This window comes from Streptomyces sp. NPDC104831 (assembly GCF_055583025.1).
Genome location: NZ_JBVJOT010000011.1, coordinates 75,583 through 99,071, shown reverse-complemented (window position 1 = coordinate 99,071; position 23,489 = coordinate 75,583). Strand labels below are relative to the sequence as shown.

The 23,489-nt window shown below is 73.0% G+C and carries 15 protein-coding genes; 12 read left to right on the top strand and 3 right to left on the bottom strand.

All coding sequences use genetic code 11. The features are described from left to right. Nucleotides 1–60 precede the first annotated feature (60 nt). The 5 genes from ACZ63H_RS10785 to hflX all read left to right on the top strand — a co-directional run bounded on the left by ACZ63H_RS10785 (nt 61) and on the right by hflX (nt 8,009). On the top strand, nt 61–687 hold the full coding sequence (locus ACZ63H_RS10785) for a hypothetical protein (protein ID WP_469863639.1): 627 nt from the start codon (nt 61–63) through the stop codon (nt 685–687). Between the two features lie 43 nt (nt 688–730). Then, nucleotides 731–1,600 (top strand): diaminopimelate epimerase, encoded by an 870-nt coding sequence (gene dapF, locus ACZ63H_RS10780; RefSeq protein ID WP_469863584.1) that lies wholly within the window; start codon nt 731–733, stop codon nt 1,598–1,600. Nucleotides 1,601–1,786: 186 nt separating this feature from the next. Further along, a complete protein-coding gene (locus ACZ63H_RS10775) occupies nt 1,787–4,105 on the top strand; it encodes a RelA/SpoT family protein (RefSeq protein ID WP_469863583.1) in 2,319 nt (772 codons plus the stop codon). A 668-nt stretch (nt 4,106–4,773) separates the two neighbouring features. Continuing rightward, nucleotides 4,774–6,360, top strand: coding sequence for a M1 family metallopeptidase (locus ACZ63H_RS10770; RefSeq protein ID WP_469863581.1), 1,587 nt, complete (start codon nt 4,774–4,776; stop codon nt 6,358–6,360). Between the two features lie 161 nt (nt 6,361–6,521). Next, entirely contained in the window at nt 6,522–8,009 is a 1,488-nt protein-coding gene (gene hflX, locus ACZ63H_RS10765) for a GTPase HflX (protein WP_469863580.1), read from the top strand. 73 nt (nt 8,010–8,082) lie between these two features. On the opposite strand, the gene ACZ63H_RS10760 is transcribed toward hflX, so the two are convergent. Beyond that, a complete protein-coding gene (locus tag ACZ63H_RS10760) occupies nt 8,083–9,306 on the bottom strand; it encodes a trypsin-like serine peptidase (protein WP_469863578.1) in 1,224 nt (407 codons plus the stop codon). A 415-nt stretch (nt 9,307–9,721) separates the two neighbouring features. On the opposite strand from ACZ63H_RS10760, the gene ACZ63H_RS10755 reads away from it, so the two are divergent. The 4 genes from ACZ63H_RS10755 (at nt 9,722) to ACZ63H_RS10740 (ending at nt 16,940) form a co-directional block, all read left to right on the top strand. After that, on the top strand, nt 9,722–11,446 hold the full coding sequence (locus ACZ63H_RS10755) for a diaminobutyrate--2-oxoglutarate transaminase family protein (protein ID WP_469863638.1): 1,725 nt from the start codon (nt 9,722–9,724) through the stop codon (nt 11,444–11,446). 278 nt (nt 11,447–11,724) lie between these two features. Then, on the top strand, nt 11,725–13,851 hold the full coding sequence (locus tag ACZ63H_RS10750; protein WP_469863577.1) for an IucA/IucC family protein: 2,127 nt from the start codon (nt 11,725–11,727) through the stop codon (nt 13,849–13,851). A 48-nt stretch (nt 13,852–13,899) separates the two neighbouring features. After that, complete coding sequence (locus tag ACZ63H_RS10745; RefSeq protein WP_469863576.1) at nt 13,900–14,670, top strand: GNAT family N-acetyltransferase; 771 nt, start codon at nt 13,900–13,902, stop codon at nt 14,668–14,670. Nucleotides 14,671–14,963: 293 nt separating this feature from the next. Continuing rightward, nucleotides 14,964–16,940 carry an ATP-dependent DNA helicase gene (locus tag ACZ63H_RS10740; protein ID WP_469863575.1) on the top strand — a complete coding sequence of 659 codons (1,977 nt, stop codon included), beginning with the start codon at nt 14,964–14,966 and terminating at the stop codon, nt 16,938–16,940. Nucleotides 16,941–17,083: 143 nt separating this feature from the next. Here the strand turns inward: ACZ63H_RS10740 and lexA are convergent, their stop codons facing one another. Next, nucleotides 17,084–17,863 (bottom strand): transcriptional repressor LexA, encoded by a 780-nt coding sequence (gene lexA / locus ACZ63H_RS10735; protein ID WP_181793687.1) that lies wholly within the window; start codon nt 17,861–17,863, stop codon nt 17,084–17,086. Nucleotides 17,864–18,426: 563 nt separating this feature from the next. Here lexA and nrdR point away from each other — a divergent pair. Both nrdR and ACZ63H_RS10725 read left to right on the top strand, forming a co-directional pair. Continuing rightward, the gene (gene nrdR, locus ACZ63H_RS10730; protein ID WP_469863573.1) at nt 18,427–18,975 is read left to right on the top strand and encodes a transcriptional regulator NrdR; all 549 of its coding nucleotides are present in this window, start codon (nt 18,427–18,429) and stop codon (nt 18,973–18,975) included. Between the two features lie 164 nt (nt 18,976–19,139). Further along, nucleotides 19,140–22,031: a vitamin B12-dependent ribonucleotide reductase gene (locus tag ACZ63H_RS10725; protein WP_469863572.1), complete on the top strand. Its 2,892-nt coding sequence runs from the start codon at nt 19,140–19,142 to the stop codon at nt 22,029–22,031. A gap of 71 nt (nt 22,032–22,102) precedes the next feature. On the opposite strand, the gene ACZ63H_RS10720 is transcribed toward ACZ63H_RS10725, so the two are convergent. Continuing rightward, nucleotides 22,103–22,636, bottom strand: a complete 534-nt coding sequence (locus ACZ63H_RS10720) for a TerD family protein (RefSeq protein ID WP_469863571.1) — start codon at nt 22,634–22,636, stop codon at nt 22,103–22,105. Between the two features lie 147 nt (nt 22,637–22,783). Between ACZ63H_RS10720 and ACZ63H_RS10715 the strand changes: the two genes are divergently transcribed. Further along, nucleotides 22,784–23,389, top strand: a complete 606-nt coding sequence (locus tag ACZ63H_RS10715; RefSeq protein WP_469863569.1) for a YdbC family protein — start codon at nt 22,784–22,786, stop codon at nt 23,387–23,389. Nucleotides 23,390–23,489: the final 100 nt, after the last annotated feature.

The window sequence follows — 23,489 nt, the reverse complement described above, 5'->3', positions numbered from 1 at the left end:
GTCGTGCCATCATCGAGCTTCGATCGACCAAGTGGAGCCTAGTTGGGAGGGCGCGTGGCGATGGAGGCCGGCCCTCGCGACACCGCACGAAGCACCGAGCACGTCACCACGGAGAGTGACGACTCCGGCCCGGGCGGGGATCACCCGGCCGAGCGCCGCCCCCGGACGGGCGACCATCCGGCCGAAGACACCCCGGGCACGGACCCGCCGGCAGCGGATCCCCTGGCCGTGGATCCCCTGGCCGTGGACCGCATGGCGGACGACCGGCTCGCCGACGACGGACCCGAAGAGGCCCCGGACGGCGTCACCGCCGACGGACCGGAGCCCGAGGAGATGTACCCCGGTGGTCCGGAGGTCGAGGTCGAGCTGCGCCCGCAGCGCCGGCTGCGCATCTGGCAGCTCGCACCCATCGTGAGCCTGGCCGCCGTGGGCTCCCTGATGTTCGCCTTCCCGCTCGCCTTCGACTTCGGCGACAGCGGCGCGGTCATCGCCATGCTCGGCCTGCTGATCTGCTCCTGCGCCGCCGGCTGGGGCATGATGGCCGCCCGCCGGGTCGGCTACACCTGGCCGGGCCTGCCCCCGCGCGGCTCGGGCCGCCGCCCGGACTGGCGGGTCGTCGTCGGCTACGTCCTGCTGGTGGTCCTCGCGGTGGTCCTCGCCGTGTGGCGAGTGGCCCGACTGCGCTGAAGCACCCCGCAAAGGGTCACGGTCCGCTCTGTACGATCGAGGAATGAGCACACGGATCGCCTTCCTCAAGGGTCACGGCACCGAGAACGACTTCGTGATCGTCCCGGACCCGGAGAACGCCCTCGACCTGTCCCCGGCCGCCGTGGCCGCGCTGTCCGACCGCCGCGCGGGCATCGGAGGCGACGGCGTGCTGCACGTCGTACGGTCGGCGGCCCACCCGGAGGCCCGGGCGATGGCCGACGAGGCCGAGTGGTTCATGGACTACCGCAACGGCGACGGCTCGGTCGCCGAGATGTGCGGCAACGGAGTGCGTGTGTTCGCGCGCTACCTCCAGCACGCCGGGCATGTGGCCGAAGGTGACGTCGCGATCGCCACGCGCGCGGGCGTGAAGACCGTCCACATCGCCAAGGACGGTGACATCACCGTCGGCATGGGCCGCGCCCGCCTCCCCGAGGGGGACGTCACGGTGGCCGTCGGCGAGCGCAGCTGGCCCGCGCGCAACGTCAACGTGGGCAATCCGCACGCGGTGGCCTTCGTGGCCGACCTGGCGCACGCCGGTGACCTGTACACCGCGCCGCCGGTCAGCCCGGCGACCGCCTACCCGGACGGCGTGAACGTCGAGTTCGTCGTCGACCGCGGTCCCCGCCACGTCGCCATGCGCGTGCACGAGCGCGGCTCCGGCGAGACCCGCTCCTGCGGCACGGGCGCGTGCGCCGTCGCGGTGGCCGCCGCCCGCCGGGACGGCACCGACCCGGCCGTCACCGGCACCCCCGCGACGTACACCGTCGACGTGCCCGGCGGACGCCTGGTCGTCACCGAGCGGCCCGACGGCGAGATCGAGATGACGGGCCCCGCCGTGATCGTCGCCGAGGGTGAGATCGACGGCGAGTGGCTGGCCCGCGTGTTCGGCTGACCGAAAACCTAAACCTCCATCCCGTCGCTCGAATGGGTGATCCGTTTCACGCTCGGCCGGAGGCGGTCGGTCGGGGGTGGCGGGCTCGATAGCATCAAGCACCGGCACGGACGGGGGAACGTCGCCAACCCCGAGCCGCGTGCGCCCTGGGGGCTCCGTCCGCCGGTCCACGAGCCGGAGGTGCCCATGAGTGCGGAGGCCACGAACCCTGCGACCGCTGGTCCGGTGGTGCCCCCGGTGCCGCAGTCGCTCACCGCGTCCGCGGCACCCGCGGCGACGCGCAGAAAGGCCCGGCCCCGGCTCGACCTGCGCCGGCTGGGCCGCGCCGCGCTGCTCGGCTCCGCCACCCGGGACAAGCTCCCCGACGCGATCGGCCATGTCGTGGAGGCGCACCGCGCCCACCACCCCGACGCCGACATCGAACCACTGCGCCGCGCCTACGTCCTGGCCGAGTCCTCGCACCGCGGCCAGACGCGCAAGAGCGGCGAGCCGTACATCACGCACCCGCTCGCCGTCACCCTCATCCTCGCCGAACTCGGCGCCGAGACCACGACGCTGACCGCCTCACTGCTCCACGACACCGTCGAGGACACCGAGGTGACGCTGGAGCAGGTACGGGAGCAGTTCGGCGAGGAGGTGCGTTACCTGGTCGACGGCGTCACGAAACTGGAGAAGGTCGACTACGGAGCCGCCGCCGAACCGGAGACCTTCCGTAAAATGCTCGTCGCCACCGGCAACGACGTGCGCGTGATGTCGATCAAGCTCGCCGACCGCCTGCACAACATGCGCACGCTCGGCGTGATGCGCCCCGAGAAACAGGCGCGGATCGCCAAGGTCACCCGGGACGTCCTCATCCCGCTCGCCGAACGCCTCGGCGTACAGGCGCTCAAGACCGAACTGGAGGACCTGGTCTTCGCCGTCCTCCACCCCGAGGAGTACGCCCGCACCCGCGAGCTCATCGCGGAGAACGCCGCCCGCCCCGGCGACGTGCTCGCCGAGGTCGCCGAGGAGGTGCGCGGGGTGCTGCGCGAGGCCGACATCCCGGCCGAGGTGCTCATCCGGCCCCGGCACTTCGTCTCCGTCCACCGCGTGGCCCGCAAGCGCGGCCGGCTGCGCGGCACGGACTTCGGCCGCCTGCTGGTGCTGGTGAACGAGGACGCGGACTGTTACGCCGTCCTCGGCGAACTGCACACCTGTATGACGCCGGTGGTCTCGGAGTTCAAGGACTTCATCGCCGTACCGAAGTTCAACCTCTACCAGTCCCTGCACACCGCCGTCGCCCGCCCCCAGCGGCGAGCCGACGCGCCCGGGGGCACCCCCGCCGCCGCCCAGGTCGTCGAAGTCCTCATCCGCACCCACCAGATGCACAAGGTCGCCGAGGCCGGCGTCGTCGCCCTCGGCAACCCGTACGCGCCCGCTCCCGACGCGCCCGCGCCCGACGCCTCCTCCGCCGAGGGCGAGCGCGTCGACCCCACCCGCCCCGGCTGGCTCTCCCGCCTCCTCGACTGGCAGCGGGCCGCCCCCGACCCCGACACCTTCTGGTCCACCCTGCGCGAGGACCTCGCCCAGGACCGCGAGATCACCGTCTTCCGCCCCGACGGCGGCACCCTCGGCCTGCCCGAGGGCGCCACCTGCGTGGACGCCGCCTACGCGCAGTACGGCGAGGACGCGCACGCCTGCATCGGCGCCCGCGTCAACGGCCGCCTCGCGACCCTCAGCACGGTCCTGCGCGACGGCGACACCGTGCAGCTCCTGATGGGCCAGGACCCCGCCTCCGAGCCCTCCCGTGAATGGCTGGACCACGCCCACACACCGGCCGCCCGCATCGCCATCCAGCGCTGGCTGGCCACCCACCCGGGCGGCGGCACCGACACGGACGACGGCACGGCCGAGCCGGACGGTCACCGGGCCGCCCCCGCCGGGGCCGCCACCGCGTCCCGCCCGGCCCCGGGCCGCGACGGCGAAGGCGCTGCCCCGGGCCGCACGACCGGGGGGCGCCCCGGGGCAGCGCCCGCGCGCCCCGCGGACCAAGGCTCCGCCCCGCGCTCCCGGCGCGCCGACGTCCTGGCGGACCGCCCCGGCGCCGCCGTACGGCTCGCCGGGTGCTGTACGCCCGTACCGCCGGACGAGATCACCGGCTTCGTGGTGCGCGGGGGAGTGGTGACCGTGCACCGAGCGCAGTGCGCCGCGGTGGCGCACATGAAGAGCCTGGGCCGCGCCGAGACCGGCGTGCGCTGGGGCGAGACCGCCGAGTGCCGGGTCACCCTGGTCGCTGAATCGTTCGGCCGCCCCCATCTGCTGGCCGACCTCACCGAGGCCATCGCCCTGGAAGGCGCCGAGATCGTCTCCGCCACCGTCGAGCCGCCCAGCCAGCAGCGGGTGCGCCACACCTACACCCTGGAACTCCCCGACGCCTCGCGCCTCCCGGCCCTGATGCGCGCCATGCGGGACGTACCGGGGGTGTACGACGTGGGCCGCGCCCAGCACCAGACACCCACCACCTGACGCCGCCGGTCCCGGCCGCCCCGCTGCCCGCGTCCCTGACGGCGGGACCCGTCCCGCACGTCGTCCCGGCCGCCGGCCGGGGCCTCCGTTCCGCTCGCCCCCGGTCCTCGACGGCAGCGCCCGGGGTGCTGGTCCGCCCGGCCCCTGCCGGTGGCATCCGCCCGCGCCTGACCCCCGCCCCCGGCCGCGGTGGCCGTTCCGCTCGCCCCCGCTTGCCGGACGCGCCACCGGTCCTGCCCGGCACCGGTTTCCGCGACGGCACCCGCGCTGCTCGGCCCCGGCCGCTCGGCGGCGGCCCCGGCCGGCCGGTCGCCCTGGTGGCCGGCGCCGGCGTTCGTCCTGCGCATCGCCCCGGTCGGTGGCGGCGGCATCCGTTCCGCGCGGCCCCGGTCCCTGGACGCGGCATCGGCGCCGGCGTCCGGCGATGGCGCCCGCTCCGGTGGCCCCGGCCGCTCGGCGGCGCCCGGCCCGAGCGCTCCGACGGCGGTGCCCGGCCGGCTCGTCGTCCCGGCCCCCGCATCCGGTCCGTGTCCTCCCCTCCGGTCCCCGGCCCCGGCCACCGCCCCCCCCTCGCCCCGCCTCCTGACGACGGCGCCCGGGTTACCCGTTCGGGTGGGGCGGACGCGCGTCGCCGTCGTGGGGAGGGGGCGCACTGGTAGCGGTGGTCCATGCCGCTCAGTCCCCGCCCTCGCCCCCGCCTCCGTACGGCGGCCCGGCGCGAGACCTCCCCGTACCACCTCCACCCCGGCGTCGAGCACGGAACCGCCGCGCACCGGACCCGCTCCGGAAAGCGCCGGTACCGCACGGCGGCCCTGCTCGCCTCCGCCGTCTCCCTCTGTCTCGTCGCCGCCGCGGCCCCGGCCGGACCCCTCGGCGTGGGCGACCGCCTCTACCCGTACCTCGGCAACCCCGGCTACGACGTCGCCTCGTACGACGTGGCCCTCACCTACAACGGCGCCCGCGACAAGCCGCTGGAGGCCGTCACGACGATCGACGCGTGGTCCACCGCCGACCTGGAGCGCGTCAACCTGGACTTCACCCACGGCACCGTGCGCTCGGTCGAGGTCGACGGTCTCCCGGCCGGCTTCACCAGCGCCGGCGAGGACCTGGTCCTCACCCCGCGCCACCCGCTGACCGAGGGCCGCCGGTTCCGGATCACCGTGCGGCACACCAGCGACCCCGTCTACGGCGAGGGCCAGCAGGGCGGCTGGGTGCGCACCGCCGACGGGCTCGCCATGGCCAATCAGGCCGACGCCGCCCACCTGGTGTTCCCCTGCAACGACCACCCCTCCGACAAGGCGGTGTTCACCTTCCGGGTCACCGCGCCCAACGCCTACACGGTCGTGGCCAACGGCCTGCCCGTCGGAGCGGACCGGGACGGCTCCACCACCACCTGGACCTACCGCACCCGGCACCCCATGGCCACCGAACTCGCCCAGGTGTCCATCGGCCGCTCCGCCGTGGTCCGCCGCGAGGGACCGCACGGGCTGCCCCTGCGCGACGTCGTCCCCGCCGCCGACCGCGAGAGGCTCGAACCGTGGCTCGCGAAGACGCCCGGCCAGCTCGCCTGGATGGAGGGCAAGGTCGGCCGGTACCCCTTCGAGACGTACGGCGTGCTCATGGCGCAGGCGTCCACGGGCTTCGAACTGGAGACGCAGACCCTCTCCCTCTTCGAGAAGAGCCTGTTCACCGAGCCCGGCTACCCGAAGTGGTACCTGGAATCGATCATGGTGCACGAGCTGTCCCACCAGTGGTTCGGCGACAGCGTCACCCCGCGCGCCTGGTCCGACGTCTGGCTGAACGAGGGGCACGCCACCTGGTACGAGGCGCTGTACAGCGAGGAGACCGCGAACCGTCCCCTGGAGGCGCGGATGAAGGCCGCGTACGGCGCCTCCGACCGCTGGCGCGAGGCCGGCGGCCCGCCCGCCCTCCCCAAGCCGCCCGCCCCCGGCCAGAAGATCGACCTCTTCCGGCCCAACGTCTACGACGGCGCCGCCCTCATCCTCTACGCCCTGCGGCAGGAGATCGGCCGGCCGGCCTTCGAGCGGCTGGAGCGGCTCTGGGTCCACGAGCACCGTGACGCCACCGCCACCACCGGCGACTTCGTCCGGCTGGCCTCGGCCGTCGCCGGCCGCGACCTCGACGGCTTCCTGCGGCCCTGGCTGTACGGCGAGAAGACCCCGCCGATGCCCGGCCACCCGGACTGGAAGCCGACCGCGGCGGCCAAGGCGGCCGAGCCCCACCTCCGGCGATAACCCGGTGACGAGACGCACCGTCCCGTGCGACCATCTACGAGTCGGCGCACGGGACGGGACACGGGAATCTCCCGGGGTACCCGTACGTTGAACCAGGCGAGCGGCCCCCTGTGACCGCCGCACCGACGCCGCAACGGCAACCCCATCGACGTAAGGATCCAATGACCTCCTCTTCTTCCCCTTCCCAGGACACCAAGCGCCTCGCGCACGCCTATCCCGAGGGTCTTCGGGCCGATGCCCTGATGGAAGAGGACGTCGCCTGGAGCCACGAGATCGACGGCGAGCGGGACGGCGACCAGTTCGACCGCTCCGAGCGCGCGGCCCTGCGCCGTGTCGTCGGCCTGTCCACCGAGCTGGAGGACGTCACCGAGGTCGAGTACCGCCAGCTCCGACTGGAGCGGGTCGTGCTCGTCGGCGTGTGGACCAGCGGCACCGCGCAGGACGCGGAGAACTCCCTCGCGGAGCTGGCCGCCCTCGCGGAGACCGCGGGCGCGCTCGTCCTCGACGGCGTCATCCAGCGCCGCGACAAGCCCGACGCGGCCACCTACATCGGCTCCGGCAAGGCCGCCGAGCTGCGTGACATCGTCCTCGAAACGGGCGCGGACACCGTCATCTGCGACGGTGAGCTGAGCCCGGGCCAGCTGATCCAGCTGGAGGACGTGACCAAGGTCAAGGTCATCGACCGTACGGCCCTGATCCTGGACATCTTCGCCCAGCACGCCAAGTCCCGCGAGGGCAAGGCGCAGGTCGCGCTCGCGCAGATGCAGTACATGCTGCCGCGGCTGCGCGGCTGGGGCCAGTCGCTGTCCCGGCAGATGGGTGGCGGTCGCGGCGGCCTCGCCACGCGTGGCCCCGGTGAGACCAAGATCGAGACGGACCGGCGCCGGATCCGCGAGAAGATGGCGAAGATGCGCCGGGAGATCGCGGAGATGAAGACCGGCCGCGAGGTCAAGCGCCAGGAGCGCCGGCGCAACAAGGTGCCGTCCGTCGCCATCGCGGGCTACACCAACGCCGGCAAGTCCTCGCTGCTCAACCGCCTCACGGGCGCCGGAGTCCTGGTCGAGAACGCGCTGTTCGCGACCCTGGACCCGACGGTCCGCCGGGCCGAGACGCCGGGCGGCCGGCTGTACACGCTGGCCGACACCGTCGGCTTCGTCCGGCACCTGCCGCACCACCTGGTCGAGGCGTTCCGCTCCACCATGGAGGAGGTCGGCGACTCCGACCTGATCCTGCACGTGGTGGACGGCTCGCACCCGACCCCGGAGGAGCAGCTCGCCGCCGTGCGCGAGGTGATCCGGGACGTCGGCGCCACCGACGTGCCCGAGATCGTCGTGATCAACAAGGCGGACGCGGCCGACCCGCTGGTCCTCCAGCGGCTGCTGCGGGTCGAGAAGCGCTCGATCGCGGTCTCGGCGCGCACCGGTCAGGGCATCGCGGAACTGCTCGCCCTGATCGACGACGAGCTGCCCCGCCCCGCGGTGGAGATCACGGCCCTGGTGCCCTACACCCACGGCAAGCTGGTCGCCCGTGCGCACGCCGAGGGCGAGGTGATCTCCGAGGAGCACACCGCGGAGGGCACCCTGCTCAAGGTCCGGGTGCACGCGGAACTGGCGGCGGACCTGGCACCGTACGCACCGGTCTCCGCCTGACCCACGGCAGGACGAGGGCCCGCCACCCCCCGCGGGGTGGCGGGCCCTCGTCCCGTGCACGGCGCCGTCGGGCTCAATGCCCGGCGAACTGCTCGCTCACCGAGTCGTAGACGCCCTTGGCCACCTCGCCCAGCCGGGGACCGGCCAGCCAGCCCGCGTTCACCGGGCCGATGGACGTGTTGGACACCAGCGCGGGCTTGCCGTCGGCGCCGGTCTCCACCCAGCCGCCGCCGGACGCGCCACCGGTCATCGTGCACCCGATCCGGTACATCGTCGGGTCGGACTGCTCGAGGGACAGCCGGCCCGGCTTGTCCTGGCACCGGTACAGCAGCCCGCCGTCGTACGGCGCCGCCGCCGGGTAACCGGACGCCGTCACACTGTTCACCTTCGCCACGGCCGGCGCGTCGAAGTCGACCGGCAGCGCCCCGCCGACCGTCTCCTCCAGCGACTTGCCGTCGCTGCCCTGCTCCGGCGTCACATGGATGACCGCGAAGTCGTACGCGGCACCGGCACCGCCCGTCTTGCCGCCCTCGCTGATCCACTGCTGCGAGGTCTTCGCCGCGTCCGCCCACCACACGCCGTACGGGGCGACCTGCGACCGGCCGGCGTTCTGCAGCTCGGCCGCCGGCAGCGCCTGGTCGTTGTACGACGGCACGAACGCCAGGTTGCGGTACCAGCCGCCCTTCTTCCCGGCGTGCACACAGTGACCGGCCGTCCACACGAGGTTGGACTTGCCCGGGTGCGCCGGGTCCTGGACGACCGTCGCCGAGCAGACCATGGTGCCCTCGGGCGCGTCGAAGAGCAGCTTGCCCGAGGTGGCCGCGTTGGCGTGGTAGGGCGCGCTGACCGCCTGCGCCTTCACCGGCTGCGGCGTCGGGTCCGTCACCCCCTGGTCACCGGAGATGTCGTTGTCGTCGACGCCCCGGTCCGGGTCGTCCGCCTCCCGCATCCGGTCCGGGTCCCACAGACCGCTGATGACCGGGTTGACGAAGTCGTTGGCCTCGCGCAGCCAGTCGTCCTTGTTCCAGTTCTTCCAGGCGCCGTTCTTCCACTTGTCGAGGTCGATCCCGTGGTCCTTGAGACGGCGCTTGAGGTCGTCCGGGATGTGGATCTTGCCGTCACCGGTGCCGCCCGCGCTCGCGTTGGCGCCCGGGTTGCCGTCGTCGGTGCCGCCGCTGTCGCAGGCGGTGGCGGTCAGCGCCAGCGCCGAGACGAGGGCGACCGCCGTCAGCGAGGCCGGGGTGCGGCGACCGCCCCTGCCTCGCCGAGCGGTGAACGACGGCCGTATGGATCGCATGGTCTTGACTCCCCCTGCTGTGAAGGAACTCGGCGCTTCGGCCCCGGCACCGGCGGCGAACTCGTGGACGGTTCACGCCGGTCCCGCGACCTTCTGGGAACGGCATCACACACTATGCGGTCGCTGTGGGGGAGTTCCGCCCGGGCGGCAACGGTTCCGTCACAGGCTGCCGAACGGGGTCGTGCCGCAAGGGGTTTCGCCCGGCTACACGTCCCGGTCCGTCGGCCGTCCACCCGCTCCCGGGAGCGCGATGGGAAGCCTCACCTCACCTTCCGCCCAAGGATCTCCGGGCCACCCCGTAACCGGCCGAACGGTCGGAGGTTGTAGGCGGTGGGACCAGCCGTCCGTGCCCGGTCCCGACCAACTCGCCTTTGACCAGCCGGAAGGACAGCGCGCCGTGGCCGTTACGGAGTCGATGGCGGAAGACTCGCCGGGAGAAGCGCGGGCCGTGCACGAGGGCATCCTCAGGCGCCAGTCGGCGCGCGAGTCCTCGGCGCGCACCTATGCCCGCGCCCTGCCCGTCGTTCCCGTCCGGGCGCGAGGGCTCACCATCGAGGGCGCCGACGGCCGCCGTTACCTGGACTGTCTCTCCGGTGCGGGCACCCTCGCCCTCGGCCACAACCACCCGGTCGTCCTGGAGGCCATCCGCGGGGTCCTCGACTCGGGCGCCCCGCTCTCCGTCCTCGACCTCGCCACCCCGGTCAAGGACGCGTTCGTCACCGAGCTGTTCCGCACCCTCCCGCCCGGCCTCGCCGACCGCGCCCGCGTCCAGTTCTGCGGACCGGCCGGCACCGACGCCGTCGAGGCCGCCCTCAAACTGGTCCGGACCGCGACCGGCCGCACCGGCGTCCTCGCCTTCGCCGGCGCCTACCACGGCATGACCGCCGGCGCCCTGGCCGCCTCCGGCGGTGCCCCCGACGTCCGGGTCGCCCGCCTGCCCTACCCGCAGGACTACCGCTGCCCGTTCGGCATCGGCGGCCCGACCGGCGCCGAACTCGCCGCCCGCTGGACCGAGTCCCTCCTCGACGATCCCAAGTCCGGCGTGCCCCTGCCGGCCGGTATGATCCTGGAACCCGTCCAGGGCGAGGGCGGAGTGCTCCCCGCGCCGGACGACTGGCTGCGCCGGATGCGCCGGATCACGGCGGACCGGTCCGTCCCGCTGATCGCCGACGAGGTCCAGACCGGCGTCGGCCGCACGGGCGCCTTCTGGGCCGTCGACCACAGTGGCATCACCCCCGACGTCATGGTCCTGTCCAAGGCGATCGGCGGCAGCCTCCCGCTGGCCGTGATCGTCTACCGCGACGACCTCGACACCTGGCAACCCGGCGCCCACGCGGGCACCTTCCGCGGCAACCAGCTCGCCATGGCCGCGGGCACCGCAACCCTCGCCTACGTCCGCGAGAACGCCCTCGCCGAACGGGCCGCCGCCCTCGGCTCCCGCATGCTGAGGGCACTCGCGGACTTCGGCCGTGAGCACGCGTGTGTGGGGGACGTACGGGGCCGGGGGCTGATGATCGGCATCGAACTGGTCGATCCGGAGGCGGACGGAGCCGCTCGGGAGGCGGCTCGCGGTGCCGGGGAGCCGACCGGCCCGGCCGGTCCCGGTGGCTCCGGCCTCGGTGGCGTGGGTGGTCAGGCGCGGCCTGACGGGGCGTCCGGCCAGGGTTCGGACGGTCGCGGCGGTTCCGGCCGGCCGCCTCGTCCCGGCGGGGCCGGTGGTCACGGTGTTCCAGGCGACGGTGGCACCGGCGCCCACGCCCCGCTCGGGGGGCGCGGGATTCCCGGCGCCCGTACCGGCCGCACGGACCCCGACGCCCCCGGGGTCCCCGAGGCCCCCGCCGGCCTCGGTGCAGGCGGTGCGGCGGCGGCCGGGTGGGGCGCCTGCCGCACGCCGTACCCGCCCGCGCCCGGACTCGCCGCCGCCGTCCAGCGCGAGTGCCTTCGGCGCGGGCTCATCGTCGAACTGGGCGGCCGGCACACCTCCGTGGTCCGGCTGCTGCCGCCGCTGACGATCAGCGACGAACAGGCCGAGGCGGTCCTCGACCGCCTGACCGACGCGATCGCGGCGGCGGCCCGCGACCACGAGATCCACGGCCCGCACCGGTCACGCCACCCCGGCCCCATCCGGCACAGGAGCTGAGGACCCCACCCGCCCGACGCCACCGGGACCGCCCTTCAGACCGTCACCGCGTCACCTCCCCCCTCGCCCTCCTGCCGGGCATCCAGGCCGGCACCGGCCGTCGGCCACCGCGTCCGGCCCGGCACCGGCCGCCGCCTCGTGCCGTCCCGTGCGACCCGCTCGCCCGCGTCGGCCGCGTGGCCGCTCAGGCGCCACCGTCCGCCGCCCGGCAGGGCGGCCGAACGGCCGGCGGAACCAGCCCGCACCCGCCCCGTACCACCAGCCCCCGAGGAGCCGTCATGAACGCCACTCCCCACCTCGACGGCCGCTCCGGCGCCCCCGACGACCACGGAGACCGCACCCCCCGGCCCGCCGCCGTACCGCTCACCGACTCGGTCCCCCGGCAGACGCGGCGGGAGCCGGACACCGGGCGGCGGACCACGCCCGGTCCCGCCCCGCTGAGCGACCCCGACCCGCTGGAAGACCCCGACCCGCGGTACGCGGCCGAGGCCGCAGCCGTGGAGAACCTGCTGCGGTGCTGGATCCGCGAGACCGGTCTCGCCGCTCCCGTCGCCGGAAGCCTCCACATCCCGCTGCCCGCCAGCGGCACCGCTCTGGTCGCACCCGTGCGGTACTGGTCCCCGACGGGCTGGCACCGCCTCGGCCCACTCCGCCTCACCTCCGCGCCCGGCACCGCCCCGCCCATCGACGCCGTCACCCTCGCGGCCCTCCTGAGCAGGGAACCCACCAGCCCACCGGCCACCACGGACCCGGACGCCCCCGACGCCCGCACCGGCCGGGACAGGGGCCATGGCACCGGCCCGGCGCCCACGGCCGGCACCCGCTGCCGCCCCGGAAGCGACGGCGACGGGCGCGGCCTGCGCCCTCGCCCCGGCCCCGACGGCGGCGCCACCGACGCCCGGTACGCCGCTGCCGGCCGCGCCACCCGCCCTCCGGCCGGCGGCGATCTCGTGACCCGGGTCGCCGACTCCGTCCGCCGCACCGCCGGGTTCATCCGGCACCGGCGCGAGAACCCCGCCGACACCCCGGACCTCTTCCTGAGCGCCGAACAGGCCCTCCTCCTCGGGCACCCGATGCATCCGACCCCGAAGAGCCGGGAGGGCCTGACCGAGGCCGAGGCCGACCGGTACTCACCGGAGACGCACGGCTCCTTCCCCCTGCACTGGCTCGCCGTCGCCCCCTGCCTCCTCGCGACCGACTCGGCCTGGACCGAGCGCGGCCGTCCCGTTCCCGCCGGCCGTCTGATCCGGCGCCTCGCCGGCACCGAACTGCCACTGCCCGACGGCTACACCGCCCTGCCGCTGCACCCCTGGCAGGCACGCGAGGTACGGCACCGCCCGGCCGTCGCCGCACTGCTCGATTCCGGGCTCCTCCGCGACCTGGGACCGCTCGGCACCCCTTGGCACCCCACCTCCTCCGTGCGAACCGTCCACCGGCCCGGCGCCCCCGCGATGCTCAAGCTCTCGCTGGCCCTGCGCATCACCAACTCCCGGCGGGAGAACCTGCGCAAGGAACTCCACCGGGGAGTCGAGGCGCACCGGCTGCTGCGCACCGGCCTCGCCCGGCAGTGGCGGGCGGCGCACCCCGGCTTCGACATCGTGCGCGACCCGGCCTGGCTCGCCGTGGACGCCCCGGACGGCGGGCCCGTGCCGGGACTCGACGTGATGATCCGGCACAACCCGTTCACCCCGGCCGACGACGTCGGCTGCGTCGCCGGACTCGTGTCACCCCGCCCCCTCGCCGGACCGCCGTACGATTCCGCACCGCGGCGCGCCACGTGGCCGGTGCGGTCGCGCCTGGCCCGCCTCGTCGCACGGCTCGCGGCACGAACCGGCCGGCCCGTCGGCGTGGTGGCGGCCGAGTGGTTCCTGCGCTACCTGGAGCACGTCGTCCGCCCCGTCCTCTGGCTGGACGGCGAGGCCGGCATCGCCCTCGAAGCGCACCAGCAGAACACGCTGCTCCTGCTGGATGCCGACGGCTGGCCCGCCGGTGGCCGCTACCGCGACAACCAGGGCTACTACTTCCGCGAGTCCCGGCGCGCCGAACTGACCGCCCGGCTTCACGGTCTCGGCGACCGCAGCGACACCTTCGTCCGGGACGAGGTCGCCGACGAGCGCCTCGTCTACTACCTCGCCGTCAACAACGTGTTCGGCCTGATCGGCGCCTTCGGCTCCCAGCGCCTCGCCGACGAGCGCCTCCTCCTCGCGGCCTTCCGCCGCTTCCTGACCGGTCTGGCCTCGGGGCCCGCCCCGTCGCGCACCGCCTTGCCCGGCCGCCTGCTCGACTCACCCGTGCTGCGCTGCAAGGCCAACCTGCTGACCCGGCTGCACGGCCTCGACGAACTCGCCGGCCCGGTCGACACCCAGTCCGTCTACGTCACCATCGCCAACCCCCTTCACAACTGAGCGCCGCACACATCCCGCCCACCTCGCCTCCCGAGAGGAGAGAGCACCGTGCCTTCCATCGACGCGACCGCCCCGACCGGCCCGGCCCCCGCCCGCCCCTACGGCCCCGGCCCGTGGCCCGCCGCCACGGATCCCCGCCCCTCCCCGTTCGGCCCGTTCACCGCCGAGGACGACGACCCGGACCGCGAGGACACGCTGGACCTGCGACTGCCCCCGGAGTTCCTCGCCCTCCGTGCCGAGACGACGGCGGACCCCCTCGGCCGGGTCACCACCTGGGGCCCGGTCACCACCCCCGCCGGCTCCTTCCGGCTGGTGCCCGTGCGCATCGATCACGACCTGCCGCTCGTCCACCGCTGGATGAACGACCCGGAGGTGGCCGGCTTCTGGGAACTCGCCGGGCCCGCGCGGCGGACGGAGGACCACCTGCGGGCCCAGCTGCACGGCGACGGACGCTGCGTGCCGTGTCTCGGCGTACTCGACGGCACGCCGATGAGCTACTGGGAGATCTACCGGGCGGACCTGGACCCGCTCGCCCGCAGCTATCCGGCCCGTCCCCACGACACCGGTATCCATCTGCTCATCGGCGACGCCGCGGACCGGGGGCGAGGGCTGGGCTCCGCCCTGCTCCGGGCCGTGGCCGACCTGATCCTGGACCGGCGCCCCGCCTGCCCCCGCGTCGTGGCGGAACCCGACCTGCGCAACATCCCCTCCATCGCCGCCTTCCTCAGCGCGGGCTTCCGGTTCGCGGCCGAGGTCGACCTGCCCGGCAAGCGGGCCGCCCTCGTGATCCGGGACCGGGTCCTGCGCGATGTGCTGTAGCGGCATGTGATCGCGTGCTCACCATGAGAGACGAGTGGCGGTGCCGCGGTGTTCCCGGACGGGAGTACGAATCCGGCGCGTGTCCGGTCCCGCCAGGGAAAGGGGATCGCCGGCCGGCCGACGGCCGCGACGCGCCGCCACCACCCCGAAGCCGCCGCCCCCCCTTCCGGGGGGCCGCCACCCGCGCGTGCCCGCCACCCCGCCACCACCCCAGGAGCCCCGGCCGTGATCCCGCCCCCCGCCCCCGCGACAGCCCCCCGTTTGTCACCGCGGGGCCGTAGGGTGGTCAGGCTATGACGAAGCCCTCCCTCCCCGAACTCCTGCATGCCGCCGTCGCCGCCGTCGGCGGCACGGAGCGCCCCGGCCAGGTGACCATGGCCGAAGCGGTCGCCGAGGCGATCGACGACGGCTCCCACCTGCTGGTCCAGGCCGGCACCGGCACCGGCAAGTCGCTGGGATACCTCGTGCCCGCGCTCGCGCACGGCGAGAGGGTGGTCGTCGCGACGGCCACGCTCGCCCTGCAGCGCCAGCTCGTGGAGCGGGACCTGCCGCGCACGGTGGACGCCCTGCACCCGCTGCTGCGCCGCCGGCCGGAGTTCGCCATGCTCAAGGGCCGGTCGAACTACCTGTGCCTGCACCGCCTGCACGAGGGCATGCCGCAGGACGAGGAAGAGGGGCTCTTCGACCAGTTCGAGGCCGCCGCGCCCACCAGCAAGCTGGGCCAGGACCTGCTGCGGCTGCGGGACTGGGCGGACGAGACCGAGAACGGCGACCGGGACGACCTCACCCCCGGTGTCTCGGACCGCGCCTGGGCCCAGGTGTCGGTGTCGTCGCGGGAGTGCCTGGGCGCGTCGAAGTGCGCGTACGGCGCCGAGTGCTTCGCGGAGATGGCCCGCGAGCGGGCCAAGCTCGCCGAGGTGGTCGTCACCAACCACGCCCTGCTGGCCATCGACGCCATCGAGGGCGCCCCGGTGCTGCCGCAGCACGAGGTGCTGATCGTGGACGAGGCGCACGAACTCGTCTCCCGCGTCACCGGCGTCGCCACCGGCGAACTGACGCCCGGCCAGGTGAACCGTGCCGTGCGCCGCTCCGCCAAGCTCGTCAACGAGAAGGCCGCCGATCAGCTCCAGACCGCCGCCGAGGGCTTCGAGCGGCTCATGGAACTGGCGCTCCCGGGCCGTCTGGAGGAGATCCCCGAAGACCTCGGCTACGCCCTGATGCAGCTGCGGGACGCCGCCCGTACGGTGATCTCCGCGATCGGCGCGACCCGCGACAAGTCCGTCCAGGACGAGGACGCGGTCCGCAAGCAGGCGTTGGCCTCGGTCGAGACGGTCCACGACGTGGCGGAACGGGTCCTGAACGGCTCGGAGTGGGACGTCGTCTGGTACGAGCGGCACGACCGGTTCGGAGCGTCCCTGCGGGTCGCCCCCATGTCGGTCTCCGGCCTGCTCAGGGAGAAGCTCTTCGCCGACCGGTCCGTCGTCCTCACCTCGGCGACGCTCAAGCTGGGCGGCGACTTCAACGGCGTCGGCGCCTCGCTGGGCCTCGGCCCGGAGGGCACCGAGGGCGAGGACCTGCCGCAGTGGAAGGGCATCGACGTCGGCTCGCCCTTCGACTACCGCAAGCAGGGCATCCTGTACGTCGCCAAACACCTGGCGCGGCCCGCGCGCGACGGGGACCGCGCGGACATGCTGGACGAGCTGACCGAGCTGATCCAGGCGGCCGGCGGGCGTACCCTCGGCCTCTTCTCGTCCATGCGGGCCGCCCAGCTCGCGGCGGAGGAGCTGCGCTCCCGCATCCCCGAGTTCCCGATCCTGCTCCAGGGCGAGGAGACGCTCGGCGAGCTGATCAAGAACTTCGCCGCCGACCCGCGGACATGCCTGTTCGGCACGCTCTCGCTCTGGCAGGGCGTCGACGTCCCCGGTCCCAGCTGTCAGCTGGTCGTCATGGACAAGATCCCGTTCCCGCGCCCCGACGACCCGCTGATGAGCGCGCGCCAGAAGGCGGTGGAGGACGCCGGCGGAAACGGCTTCATGGCGGTCGCCGCCACCCACGCGGCCCTGCTCATGGCGCAGGGCGCCGGCCGCCTCGTCCGGGCCTCCGGCGACCGGGGCGTGGTGGCCGTGCTGGACCAGCGGCTGGCGACCGCGCGCTACGGCGGCTACCTCAAGGCGTCACTGCCGGACTTCTGGTACACCACGGACCGCAATCAGGTCCGCAGGTCGCTCGCGGCGATCGACGCCGCGGCGAAGGAGGCCGAGGGGAAGTGACCCCCGGAGGCCGGTCGACGGCCACTCCGGGTGGGCGCGGCGCCCTGACGGCCGCCGCCGGCACGAGCAGGGCCCCGGAACCGGCGCAGGGGTTCCGGGGCCCGGTCAGGGAGCGAGCCGAAGGGGCTCGTTCGCCGCGGCCGTCACACGCGCCGCAGCACGGCGACGACCTTGCCCAGGATGGTCGCGTCGTCGCCGGGGATCGGCTCGTAGGCCGCGTTGTGGGGGAGGAGCCATACGTGGCCGTCCTCGCGCTTGAAGCGCTTGACAGTGGCCTCGCCGTCGAGCATCGCGGCCACGATGTCGCCGTTCTCGGCGACCGGCTGGCGGCGCACGGTGACCCAGTCGCCGTCGCAGATCGCGGCCTCGATCATGGAATCGCCGACGACCTTCAGGACGAAGAGTTCGCCGTCGCCGACGAGCTGGCGGGGCAGGGGGAAGACGTCCTCGACGGACTCCTCCGCGAGGATGGGGCCACCGGCGGCGATGCGGCCGACCAGCGGGACGTACGACGCGGCGGGCTTGCCGGCGGTGTCCGTGGGCTGCACGGTCACGGCCTGGTCCGATCCGCGGACCTCGTAGGCACGCGGGCGGTGGGGGTCGCGGCGCAGGAAGCCCTTGCGCTCCAGTGCCATCAGCTGGTGGGCGACGGAGGACGTGCTGGAGAGCCCGACGGCCTGGCCGATCTCCCGCATCGACGGCGGGTAACCGCGCCGCTGCACCGAGTCCCTGATGACCTCGATCACCCGGCGCTGCCGGTCGGTGAGCCCCGAGCTGTCCGCCCGGATGCCGGGAGGTCGGCCCGGCAGGGAGCGCTTGTTCCCCTCGGGATTCGTGGCTTCGTTCATCGCGTGTACCGGCTCGACTCGGCCCTGGGAGCGGTCCTGGGCGGTGATGGTGGCACTGTCTGCGGTGGTGGTCACGGCGGCCCCTCTCGATGGTCTCCCTGCTGCACAACGGTAGTTGCTTTCGAAAGGTTGCGCCAAACACACGTTCGAGTGAAAAAGTGCCTTTCGCCTGACGTGACCGGGTCTCCAGGTGTATAGCTAGCGCGACATTCGACGGACAAAAGCGCCCATTGTTGTACTCTTCACCGCTGGAGTCGCACGCCGCGCGGGCGGCGCCCTCAGTCTGCCATCCGGAATGCCACAGTCCGGTATCCGGGGTCCCTTCTGTGCGGAAGTGCCGCGCGCCCTGCCTGTCGCGCCCACCGTATCCCCGTGAACGGTGCCGTGGGGCGGCGGTGCGCCCCCGTGTTCCGGCGGGTGGCCGCCGGTACTCCGGGTACCTGTCCAGCGCGACACGCGTGTCTGCCTTGGTGAATGAGTCGATCCCCACATGTAGTGGTTGGATGGCTACAGCGGCCCACAAGTTGTGGTCCCCCCGGTCGGAGGCGGCTCTTCGATCGCCTATGCTTAGGGCTGCTTCGCGAGGCCTGTGGGTCGGGCGAGGCTGACGAGTCTGCTGTGAGGAGGGTTGGAGAAACATGCACTGCCCCTTCTGCAGGCACCCCGACAGCCGCGTGGTCGACAGTCGTACGACCGACGACGGCACGTCCATCCGCAGGCGCCGCCAGTGCCCCGACTGCTCCCGTCGTTTCACGACCGTGGAGACGTGCTCGCTCATGGTGGTGAAGCGGTCCGGAGTCACCGAACCGTTCAGCCGCACCAAGGTCATCAACGGCGTGCGCAAGGCGTGCCAGGGACGGCCGGTCACCGAGGACGCGCTCGCCCAGCTCGGGCAGCGGGTCGAGGAGGCGGTGCGGGCGACCGGAAGCGCCGAGCTGACCACCCACGACGTGGGGCTGGCCATACTCGGCCCGTTGCAGGAGCTGGACCTCGTCGCCTATCTGCGGTTCGCCTCCGTCTACCGGGCGTTCGACTCGCTCGAGGACTTCGAGGCCGCGATCGCGGAGCTGAGGGAGGCGACACGCCCCGCCGCGGACGAGGAAGACGCCGGCGCGGGGAGCCAGGAAGACCATCGCGGGCCGGCCGGGACCAAGCAGGTTCCCGAGCCCGCGCACGCCGCCGACTGACCGACGGACCGGAATCCGGACGGAGAACCGGGTTCCGGTCGTGCGGCGGCGAACGAAGACCTGTTGCGGGTGGCGGCTGCGGCTGCCCGCGACGCCAGACAGAAACATGTGCCCACGGGAACAACGGGGGCATTTCAGGGCGTTTTCGCCCGTAGGGAGGCGGCATGACAGAGACGGCGAGCGGTCCGGCACGAGGTTCCCGCGCCAAGGGCACCAAGGGCAGCAAGGGACTGCGCATCGAGCGCATCCACACCACCCCCGGCGTGCACCCGTACGACGAGGTGTCGTGGGAGCGCCGTGACGTCGTCATGACCAACTGGCGCGACGGCTCGGTCAACTTCGAGCAGCGTGGCGTCGAATTCCCCGACTTCTGGTCGGTGAACGCGGTCAACATCGTCACCAGCAAGTACTTCCGGGGCGCCGTCGGCACCCCGCAGCGCGAGACCAGCCTCAAGCAGCTGATCGACCGCATCGTGAAGACGTACCGGAAGGCCGGTGAGGACTACAAGTACTTCTCCTCTCCCGCCGACGCCGAGATCTTCGAGCACGAGCTGGCCTACGCCCTCCTGCACCAGATCTTCAGCTTCAACAGCCCCGTCTGGTTCAACGTCGGCACGAAGCAGCCCCAGCAGGTCTCGGCCTGCTTCATCCTGTCCGTCGACGACTCCATGGAGTCGATCCTCGACTGGTACAAGGAAGAGGGCATGATCTTCAAGGGCGGCTCCGGCGCCGGCCTGAACCTCTCCCGCATCCGCTCCTCCAAGGAGCTGCTCTCCTCCGGCGGCAACGCCTCCGGCCCCGTCTCCTTCATGCGTGGCGCCGACGCCTCCGCCGGCACCATCAAGTCCGGCGGTGCCACCCGCCGCGCCGCCAAGATGGTGGTGCTCGACGTCGACCACCCCGACATCGAGGACTTCATCGAGACCAAGGTCAAGGAAGAGGAGAAGATCCGCGTCCTGCGCGACGCGGGTTACGACATGGACCTGGGCGGCGACGACATCACGTCCGTCCAGTACCAGAACGCCAACAACTCGGTCCGTGTGAACGACGAGTTCATGAAGGCGGTCGAGGACGGCGGCAAGTTCGGCCTGCGCGCCCGCATGACCGGTGAGGTCATCGAGGAGGTCGACGCCAAGGCGCTCTTCCGCAAGATCGCCGAGGCCGCCTGGGCCTGTGCCGACCCGGGCATCCAGTACGACGACACGATCAACAACTGGCACACCTGCCCCGAGTCCGGCCGGATCACCGCGTCGAACCCGTGCAGCGAGTACATGCACCTGGACAACACGTCCTGCAACCTGGCCTCGCTGAACCTGATGAAGTTCCTGAAGGACGACGGCAAGGGCAACCAGTCCTTCGAGACCGAGCGCTTCCAGAAGGTCGTCGAGCTGGTCATCACCGCGATGGACATCTCGATCTGCTTCGCGGACTTCCCGACCCAGAAGATCGGCGAGAACACCCGCGCCTTCCGCCAGCTCGGCATCGGCTACGCCAACCTCGGCGCCCTGCTGATGGCCACCGGCCACGCCTACGACTCCGACGGCGGTCGCGCCCTGGCCGGCGCCATCACCTCCCTGATGACGGGTACGGCCTACCGCCGCTCCTCCGAGCTGGCCGAGGTCGTCGGCACCTACGACGGCTACGCCCGCAACGCCGACGCCCACAAGCGCGTCATGAAGCAGCACGCCGACGCCAACGGCACGGCCGTCCGCATGGACGACCTGGACACCCCGGTCTGGGCCGCCGCCACGGAGGCCTGGCAGGACGTGCTGCGCCTCGGCGAGAAGAACGGTTTCCGTAACGCCCAGGCGTCCGTCCTCGCGCCGACCGGCACCATCGGTCTCGCGATGTCCTGCGACACCACCGGTGTCGAGCCCGACCTCGCGCTGGTGAAGTTCAAGAAGCTGGTCGGCGGCGGCTCGATGCAGATCGTCAACGGCACCGTCCCGCAGGCCCTGCGCCGCCTGGGCTACCAGGAGGAGCAGATCGAGGCGATCGTCGCCCACATCGCCGAGAACGGCAATGTGATCGACGCCCCCGGTCTCAAGCAGGAGCACTACGAGGTGTTCGACTGCGCCATGGGCGAGCGCGCCATCTCCCCGATGGGCCACGTCCGCATGATGGCCGCGATCCAGCCGTGGATCTCCGGTGCCATCTCCAAGACGGTCAACATGCCGGAGACGGCGACCGTCGAGGAGGTCGAGGAGATCTACTTCGAGGCCTGGAAGCTGGGCGTCAAGGCGCTCGCGATCTACCGCGACAACTGCAAGGTGGGCCAGCCGCTCTCCGCCAAGACGAAGGACTCGGCGGACGAGAAGAAGGCCGAGGAGCCCGCGGCCGTCGAGACCAAGGTCGAGAAGGTCGTCGAGTACCGTCCGGTCCGCAAGCGCCTCCCCAAGGGCCGCCCGGGCATCACCACCTCCTTCACGGTCGGTGGCGCCGAGGGCTACATGACCGCCAACTCCTACCCCGACGACGGTCTCGGCGAGGTCTTCCTGAAGATGTCCAAGCAGGGCTCCACCCTCGCGGGCATGATGGACGCCTTCTCCATCGCCGTCTCCGTCGGCCTCCAGTACGGCGTCCCCCTGGAGACGTACGTCTCGAAGTTCACCAACATGCGCTTCGAGCCGGCCGGCATGACGGACGACCCCGACGTGCGGATGGCGCAGTCGATCGTCGACTACATCTTCCGCCGCCTGGCGCTGGACTTCCTGCCCTTCGAGACCCGCTCCGCGCTCGGCATCCACTCCGCCGAGGAGCGCCAGCGCCACCTGGAGACCGGCTCCTACGAGCCGGCCGACGACGAGGTCGACGTCGAGGGCCTGGCCCAGTCGGCGCCGCGTGCCCAGGAGCTGAAGGCGGTCGCCACGCCGAAGGCCGAGACCGAGGCGGCCAAGCCCGCCCCGAAGCAGGCCCACACCAGCGCCGAGCTGGTGGAGATGCAGCTGGGCATCCAGGCCGACGCCCCGCTGTGCTTCTCCTGCGGTACGAAGATGCAGCGGGCCGGTTCCTGCTACATCTGCGAGGGCTGCGGCTCGACCAGCGGTTGCAGCTGATGACACGCCGTCCGTGAGGTAAGGGGCGCCGGCCATGGGCCGGCGCCCCTTACGCGTGCGCGGGGAGAACGTCAGGGACGGTGCGCCCGGCCCATCACCTGGGTGAAGGTCGCCGGGTCCCCGTCGAAGCCGCGCAGGCCGGGCCGGAAGGTCCACTCACCGGCGCCGTCCCGGACGAACTCGGCGATCGCGGCGGCCGTCGCCCCGGACACCGAGCCGAAGTCGTCCTCGGCGAGCACGGTGTAGCCCTCGCGGATGCGGAGGGCGGGACGCAGGACGTCGGCGAACGCCTTGTGCCCGTACCGCTGCTGGATGACGGCGCCCACCACCACGCGCGCGTAGCGGCCGTCGAGCCGGTCCAGTTCGAGCGTCATGACCTCGTCCCAGCCGAACCCCTTGCCGTCCGTGCTGTCACGGTTGAGGGTGATCGTGCCGTCCGGCGAGCGGCTGTCGAAGTGCACCAGATAGGCCGGATCCCCGTACGCGTCGTCCGCGATGAAGGTCGCGGCGATGATGTCGAGATCGGTCGGCGAGTGACCCGCCGGACTGGGGTCCCACTTGAGCGCGACCTCGACCTTGCGGATTCCCTTGTTGAAGCCGGTCATCAGGCTTCCCTCTCCCCCTGTGGCTCGACCCCAACTCCGGTGCGGCCGGGGTTTCTTGTTTATCGTGCCACGTACGCGGCCGCGTACGCGCGCACGATCTCCCCAAGGCGTGACCGGCGCCACGTCCGCTGGCCGTACGATGGCGCGGTGCTGGTCAAGTGGATTCGCTGCACCGTGACGGACCGCCGGGGTTTCGAGCGGGGGCAGCGGAAATGGGCGGGGCTTCCGGGGGAGCCGGGTTTCCGGGGGCAGGGCGGGGGCTGGAGCCGGCAGCGGCCGGGGGTGGCGCACCTCTTCGCCTTCTGGGAGAGCCGGGCCTTCTACGACTCCTTCATGGCCCGCTCGCACGACCGCCTGGCCGCGGCCCAGTCCGGCACCTTCAAGGACGCCCAGGTCAAGCTGTTCGAGTACCGCTTCGACGTGAAGACCGGATTCGAGCCGCGCTTCACCGACGCCGATCTGATCCGCGTGGCCCTGTGCACGGTCCGCGAGGAGCGCGTGGAGCACTTCACGCTCATGCAGGAGAAGGTCTGGAACCCGGCGATGGCCGGCTCGCCCGGCATGATCCGCGGCATGTTCGCCGAGGCGCCCGAGCAGGAGTTCCTGATCCTGTCGATGTGGCGCTCGGCGGCCGAGCACGGCAAATACCGCACCGAGCGCGTGGAACGCCTCGCCCTGCGCGCCCAGACCGAGGCGGACATCGCGGCGCTCTCCGGTGACATCGTGGACCTGGAGCCGTCCTGGACGGTCTGAGGGGAGCGCGAAGAAGGGTACGAGGCGTGCGAAGGCGATCCGGAGCGCGCGGGGTGGTCCGGGGCGCGCGAGGGTTTGACGGGCGAACGCACGCCAAGAG

Bases quoted from the DNA above. Each gene is read 5' to 3' on its own strand.
- dapF (WP_469863584.1), top strand. From the start codon at position 731: ATGAGCACACGGATCGCCTTCCTCAAGGGTCACGGCACCGAGAACGAC.
- ACZ63H_RS10770 (WP_469863581.1), top strand. From the start codon at position 4,774: ATGCCGCTCAGTCCCCGCCCTCGCCCCCGCCTCCGTACGGCGGCCCGG.
- hflX (WP_469863580.1), top strand. From the start codon at position 6,522: ATGACCTCCTCTTCTTCCCCTTCCCAGGACACCAAGCGCCTCGCGCAC.
- ACZ63H_RS10725 (WP_469863572.1), top strand. From the start codon at position 19,140: ATGACAGAGACGGCGAGCGGTCCGGCACGAGGTTCCCGCGCCAAGGGC.
- ACZ63H_RS10755 (WP_469863638.1), top strand. From the start codon at position 9,722: ATGGCGGAAGACTCGCCGGGAGAAGCGCGGGCCGTGCACGAGGGCATC.
- nrdR (WP_469863573.1), top strand. From the start codon at position 18,427: ATGCACTGCCCCTTCTGCAGGCACCCCGACAGCCGCGTGGTCGACAGT.
- ACZ63H_RS10760 (WP_469863578.1), bottom strand. From the start codon at position 9,306: ATGCGATCCATACGGCCGTCGTTCACCGCTCGGCGAGGCAGGGGCGGT.
- ACZ63H_RS10720 (WP_469863571.1), bottom strand. From the start codon at position 22,636: ATGACCGGCTTCAACAAGGGAATCCGCAAGGTCGAGGTCGCGCTCAAG.
- ACZ63H_RS10785 (WP_469863639.1), top strand. From the start codon at position 61: ATGGAGGCCGGCCCTCGCGACACCGCACGAAGCACCGAGCACGTCACC.
- ACZ63H_RS10740 (WP_469863575.1), top strand. From the start codon at position 14,964: ATGACGAAGCCCTCCCTCCCCGAACTCCTGCATGCCGCCGTCGCCGCC.
- ACZ63H_RS10750 (WP_469863577.1), top strand. From the start codon at position 11,725: ATGAACGCCACTCCCCACCTCGACGGCCGCTCCGGCGCCCCCGACGAC.
- ACZ63H_RS10775 (WP_469863583.1), top strand. From the start codon at position 1,787: ATGAGTGCGGAGGCCACGAACCCTGCGACCGCTGGTCCGGTGGTGCCC.